This is a genomic window from Mesorhizobium sp. M2A.F.Ca.ET.067.02.1.1, from assembly GCF_004023285.1.
GTDB lineage: Bacteria > Pseudomonadota > Alphaproteobacteria > Rhizobiales > Rhizobiaceae > Mesorhizobium.
The window spans coordinates 1-4,877 of the sequence record NZ_RZSB01000459.1; the positions used below are offsets into that span (position 1 = coordinate 1).

At 62.8% G+C, this 4,877-nt stretch carries 4 protein-coding genes; 1 reads left to right on the top strand and 3 read right to left on the bottom strand.

Going from position 1 to position 4,877, the window contains the following annotated elements; all coding sequences use genetic code 11:
* The 3 genes from EOA28_RS24970 to EOA28_RS24980 all read right to left on the bottom strand — a co-directional run.
* Positions 1-1,458: FAD-dependent oxidoreductase (locus EOA28_RS24970; RefSeq protein WP_128315393.1), on the bottom strand; the 1,458-nt coding region annotated here is incomplete at its 3' end.
* 147 nt (positions 1,459-1,605) lie between these two features.
* Complete coding sequence (locus tag EOA28_RS24975; protein ID WP_127250229.1) at positions 1,606-3,261, bottom strand: ABC transporter substrate-binding protein; 1,656 nt, start codon at positions 3,259-3,261, stop codon at positions 1,606-1,608.
* 233 nt (positions 3,262-3,494) lie between these two features.
* Positions 3,495-4,388: a LysR substrate-binding domain-containing protein gene (locus tag EOA28_RS24980; RefSeq protein ID WP_126082271.1), complete on the bottom strand. Its 894-nt coding sequence runs from the start codon at positions 4,386-4,388 to the stop codon at positions 3,495-3,497.
* 170 nt (positions 4,389-4,558) lie between these two features.
* Here EOA28_RS24980 and EOA28_RS24985 point away from each other — a divergent pair.
* Positions 4,559-4,877: MmgE/PrpD family protein (locus tag EOA28_RS24985; RefSeq protein ID WP_245501588.1), on the top strand; the 319-nt coding region annotated here is incomplete at its 3' end.

Consider the following 4,877-nt stretch of genomic DNA (forward strand, 5'->3'; position numbering starts at 1 on the left):
ATTGGAGATGTCGATGATGCCGGCATGTTCGCGCAGCATGCGCGCCTCGCGACCCACCGGCCCCCACCAGTTCTGGCGCGTGAAGCCGACCGTCTCCTCGCGCGGCTCGCCTGCCGCGGCGAACCACAACGGATGTTCCCAGCCGAAATTGAGGCCGAACACGGCGCCCATCTCCTTCTGCATGTCGTAAACCGGCCGGGTACGCACCGGACGGCCGGCGGCGCGCTCCTCGTTGGGGAAATGGATCTTGAAACGGTGGCTGTACTGGTCCTGCACGCGCGCTTTGGTGAAGGACTTGCCCGCCCAATGACCGAACCGCGCCATGTCCCAGCCGAACATGTCGAGCGAAGGCTCGCCCTCGATCAGCCATTCGGCGGCGAGCTTGCCCATGCCGCCCGACTGCGAGAAGCCGGGAATGATGCCGTTGCAACAGAAATAATTGCTGAGCTCCGGCACCGGCCCGAACAGCACCGCGCTGTCAGGCGACCAGATCATCGGGCCATTGATCACCTTCTTGACGCCGGCTGTGGCGGCGGCGGGGACACGCTGGACGGCGCGCATCATGTTTTCTTCGATGCGGTCGAGATCGTCGGGAAACAGCTCGTGGCCGAAATCCAGCGGCGTGCCTTCCTCGGCCCAGAACTTCATGTTGCGCTCATAGGCGCCGATCAGCAGCCCCAGGCCCTCCTGGCGCAGATAATATTCGCCGTCGCGGTCGGCGACCGAAGGCAGGCGCCGGCCCATGGAGGCGATTTCGGGAATGGTCTCGGTGACGAAATACTGGTGCTCGGTCGGGATCAGCGGCAGTTGCAGCCCGGCCATGGCGGCGACCTCCCTGCCCCACAGGCCGGCGGCGTTGACCACCCATTGCGTGCGGATGTCGCCCTTCGGCGTGCGCACGATCCAGCTGCCGTCCGCTTGCGCCTCCGTCGCCGTGACCGGCGTGAAGCGATGGATTTGGGCGCCGCGCTGGCGCGCGCCCGCGGCATAGGCCGCCGTCACGCCGGACGGATCGACATTGCCGCCCTCCGGCTCATACATGATGCAGCGAATGCCGCCGAAATCGACCAGCGGATGCAGCCGCTCCGCCTCGTCGCGGCCGACCTCGTAAAAATTCATCTTGTAGCGACGCGCCTTGGCTTCCTGGAGCCGCAACTGATGCTCGCGCGCCTCGGTCTGGGCGAGATAGAGCGAGCCCGGCTGGAAGATGCCGCAGCCCTGGCCGGTCTCGGCCTCCAGCTCCTTGTAGAGCGCCATCGTGTAGTGCTGCAGCCGGCTGATGTTGGTGGAATCATGCAGGCCGTGGATGTTGGCCGCCGCGTGCCAAGTCGAACCGGAGGTCAGCTCGCTGCGCTCCAGAAGCACGACATCCGTCCAGCCGAACTTGGCGAGATGATAAAGGATCGAGCAGCCGATCAGGCCGCCGCCAATGACAACGGCTTGTGCATGAGTACGCATAATTGAGCTTTCTTCCCTTTGTTCGGCGACTTGCTTCGCGCTCTTTGGCAGCGCTTTGGGATTTCATTTAGCTGACTGATCGATCGCAGTCGCCGGTGAATTCAGGGGCGCGGATGCGCCCCTGAATATTGCATCGATCCGCCCGATCTAGGCCTTGTCCAGCCAGACCTTGTCTAGTTGCAGCTCGAAGGTCTGGTGCATGCCGAGGTTCTTCACATAGGTGGCATGGTGGCGGTAGAGCGACCGCCAGAACGCCTGAACCAGAATGCCGGAGTCCTGCAGGATGAACTCCACCTCCTTCATCAGCTCCTTGCGCTTGGCCGGGTCGGCGACGGCCATCGCCTCGTTGAGCTTCTTGTCGAACTCAGGATTGGCATAGCCGGACTCGTTCCACGCCTCGCCGCTGCGATAGGCGATCGCCAGCACCTGCACGCCCAGCGGCCGCATGCCCCAGTCGGTGGTCGACCACGGATATTTCGTCCAGTCGTTCCAGAACGATGAGCCCGGGATGATGGTGCGCTTGACCTTGAAGCCGGCGTCGCGCATCTGCGCGGCGACGACGTCGGCCGGGTCCTTCACATAGTCGGCGTCGTAGGAGATCAGCTCGAACTCATGGTCCGTCTGGCCGGCCTCGGCCATCAGCGCCTTGGCCTTGGCCAGGTCGCGCGGAACCTTGGGCAGCTCGTAATATTCCGGATGGATTGGGCAGACGTGATGGTTTTCGGCGACCTGGCCGAGACCGCTATAGCCGAGCTTCAGCACCGTCTCATTGTCGACCGCGAGCTGGATAGCGTTGCGGACCCGCTTGTCGTCGTAAGGCTTGTTGGTCACGTTGGTGCGCAGCACGATCGTGCCGGCGGTGACCACCTGCTCCTTGACCAGGCCCATGCTGTCATAGAGATCGACGGTCCCGCCGACCGTCTGGTAGTTGCAGTCGATCTCGCCGGCCTCGAAGGCGCTGCCGATGGCGGGGTTGGAGGCGTCCGATCCATAGTCGACCCAGTCGACGCCGTCGAGATAGGGCTCGCCGCCGAACCAGGTGAAGTCCTTGCGCCGCCTCACCGAAGCCGACTCGCCGACCTTGTAGGAGATCAGCTCATAGGGGCCGGTGCCGGGCGTCTTCAGCATGTCGGCGCCGTTCTTGTCGAAGTCGCGATGGACGATGACCGCCGGATAGTCGGAAAAGCCGGGGATGATGGTGACGTCCGACTGGCGGCATTTCAGCTTCACCGTATGGTCGTCGACCTTGGTGATTGCGCCGGCGGCGGCCTTCTTGGTGGCGGGATCGATCAGCGAGCTCATGCGGCCGGCCATCGAATTGCCTTCGGCCGTCTTATCGCACCAGCGTTCGATGTTGTAGACGATGTCGTCGGCATTGAAGTCGTCGCCGTTCGACCATTTCACCCCCTTGCGCAGATGCAGCGTGTATTCGGTGGCGTCGTCGCTTACCTCCCAGCTCTCGACCAGATGGCCCTCGAAGGTGAAGTCGGTGGTGTAGCGGATCATGTAGTCGTTGCACTGGCGCATGACATTGGCGATCTCCGACCAGTCCCAGGCGCGCGGATCCTTCATGTCCTTGATGATCATCTGCATCTTCAGGATGCCGCCCTTCTTGCCGGGCAACGGTGCGGCGGCCTTGGCCGGCTCGATCCCCGCCATCGAATAGGCGAGCGCCGTGGAAGCGCCCATCACGCTGGCCATGGCCAGGAATTCGCGGCGGTCCATTCCGCCCTTCTTGACTTCGGCTGCGTAGCTTTCGATGACCGCCGGGACGCGGTCACCGTTGCTCTTGAACATTGTCATCGTTGTTCTCCGGTTCAGGGCTTTTTGCCCGTTGCATTCCCCTTGCGGCACGCATGTTAGGGGCGATGCAAAAATCCCGGAAGGGCTCGGCCCTTCACAAACCGCAGAAAACCGGCCGTTAAGGCCTAAAAAAACAATGCCATTGGCGCGCCAATTTTTTGAGGCTGAAACCGGTGCTGGAGCAATTCCAGGAAAAGTGTGTAACGGTTTTCCGTCCGGAATTGCGTCAAACTCTAAGGTCGGGCGGCGTCCTCCCTGGCCCTGGACAGGATCCATTCCCTGACCGTGCGGGCAATGTTTCCCTTCGAGAGCTGGCTCTCGGTCAGATAGTAATTCCAGGGGCTTGGCGGCCGCACCGGAAACGGCTCGACCAGCAGCCCGCGATGCATATAGGCGTGAGATAGAGAGCGTTGCGTGGCGACTAGGCCGGCGCCCATGGCAGCCAGTTCGAGCGCGATGTTGGAGGCGTTGGTCGACAGGCCCTTGTCGTGGTCCTCCATGTCGACGCCGAGCGCCTCGGTCACCACCTGCCAGTATTCCTGCCGGCCATGCACGAAGATCCAGTCCACCTTGAGCATGTCCTGCGGCGTCTTCAGCGCATGCTCGCCCTCGAGCATGCTCGGGGCACAGAGCAGGACCAGCTCGTCGTTCCAGAGCGGGATCGCCGAAGGCGGCCGGTCGTCGAAGCGCCGCGTCGAGATGGTGATGTCGGCGATCTGTTCGCTCAAGTCTTCCCAGATCGTGCCGTGCAGCACGATCTCGATCTCGGGATGCTTCTTGCGGAACGCGGCCATGCAGCCCGCCAGCCAGTTTTCCGCAAGGCTCATCGGACAGGAGACGACCACGGTTTTGTTTCGCGAGGACGCCACGATCGCTTCGGTCGCCTGGTCGATCTGGTCGAGCGCCTGGCGCAAGGTCGGCAGGAACGCCTCCCCCATCTCGGTCAGCTTCAGGCTGCGCGGATAGCGGATGAACAGCTGCCGGCCGATATAGTGTTCGAGCGCGCGCACATGCGTGCTGACCGCGGCTTGCGTATAACCCAGTTCCTTGGCAGCCGTGGTGAAGCTCAAATGGCGGGCAGAACTCTCGAACGAGCGGATATAGTTCAAGGGGGGTGGCGGCTTCATCCCGGTCTCCAGCTGCGTAATGTCCATAGCTATCGCATGGGCGACCGGCCGTTCAATCGCGGACAAGCGACATGGCATCAATATTTTTGGCCAAAGCCGCCAAACTAATCGCGTGCCTGCGCGATGAACCCAATTTAATGATGTTGTGAGAAGACAGGGGAGATAAGCGCGTGGCTGTGCCGTCGTACCGGCGTGAGGGGCCTGTCGTCAGTTCCGATACGTTCACGCGCCTTGCCGATTTCGTGCTGCGCCGTCCCGCTTGCGTCTTCCCCACAGCGGTGCTGGAACAGGCGCGTTACCTGCTGCTCGACACGCTCGGCATCGCCATCGCGGCAGGACCGATGGAAGCAGGCCGGATCGCCCGCGATGCCGCCGTGCTGCTCTACGGTTCCAACGATCCGCAATACTCGGCCCGCATGCTGTTCGATGGGCGGCGCGCCAGCATTGCCGGCGCGGCCTACGCAGTCGCCACGCAGACGGACAACCTTG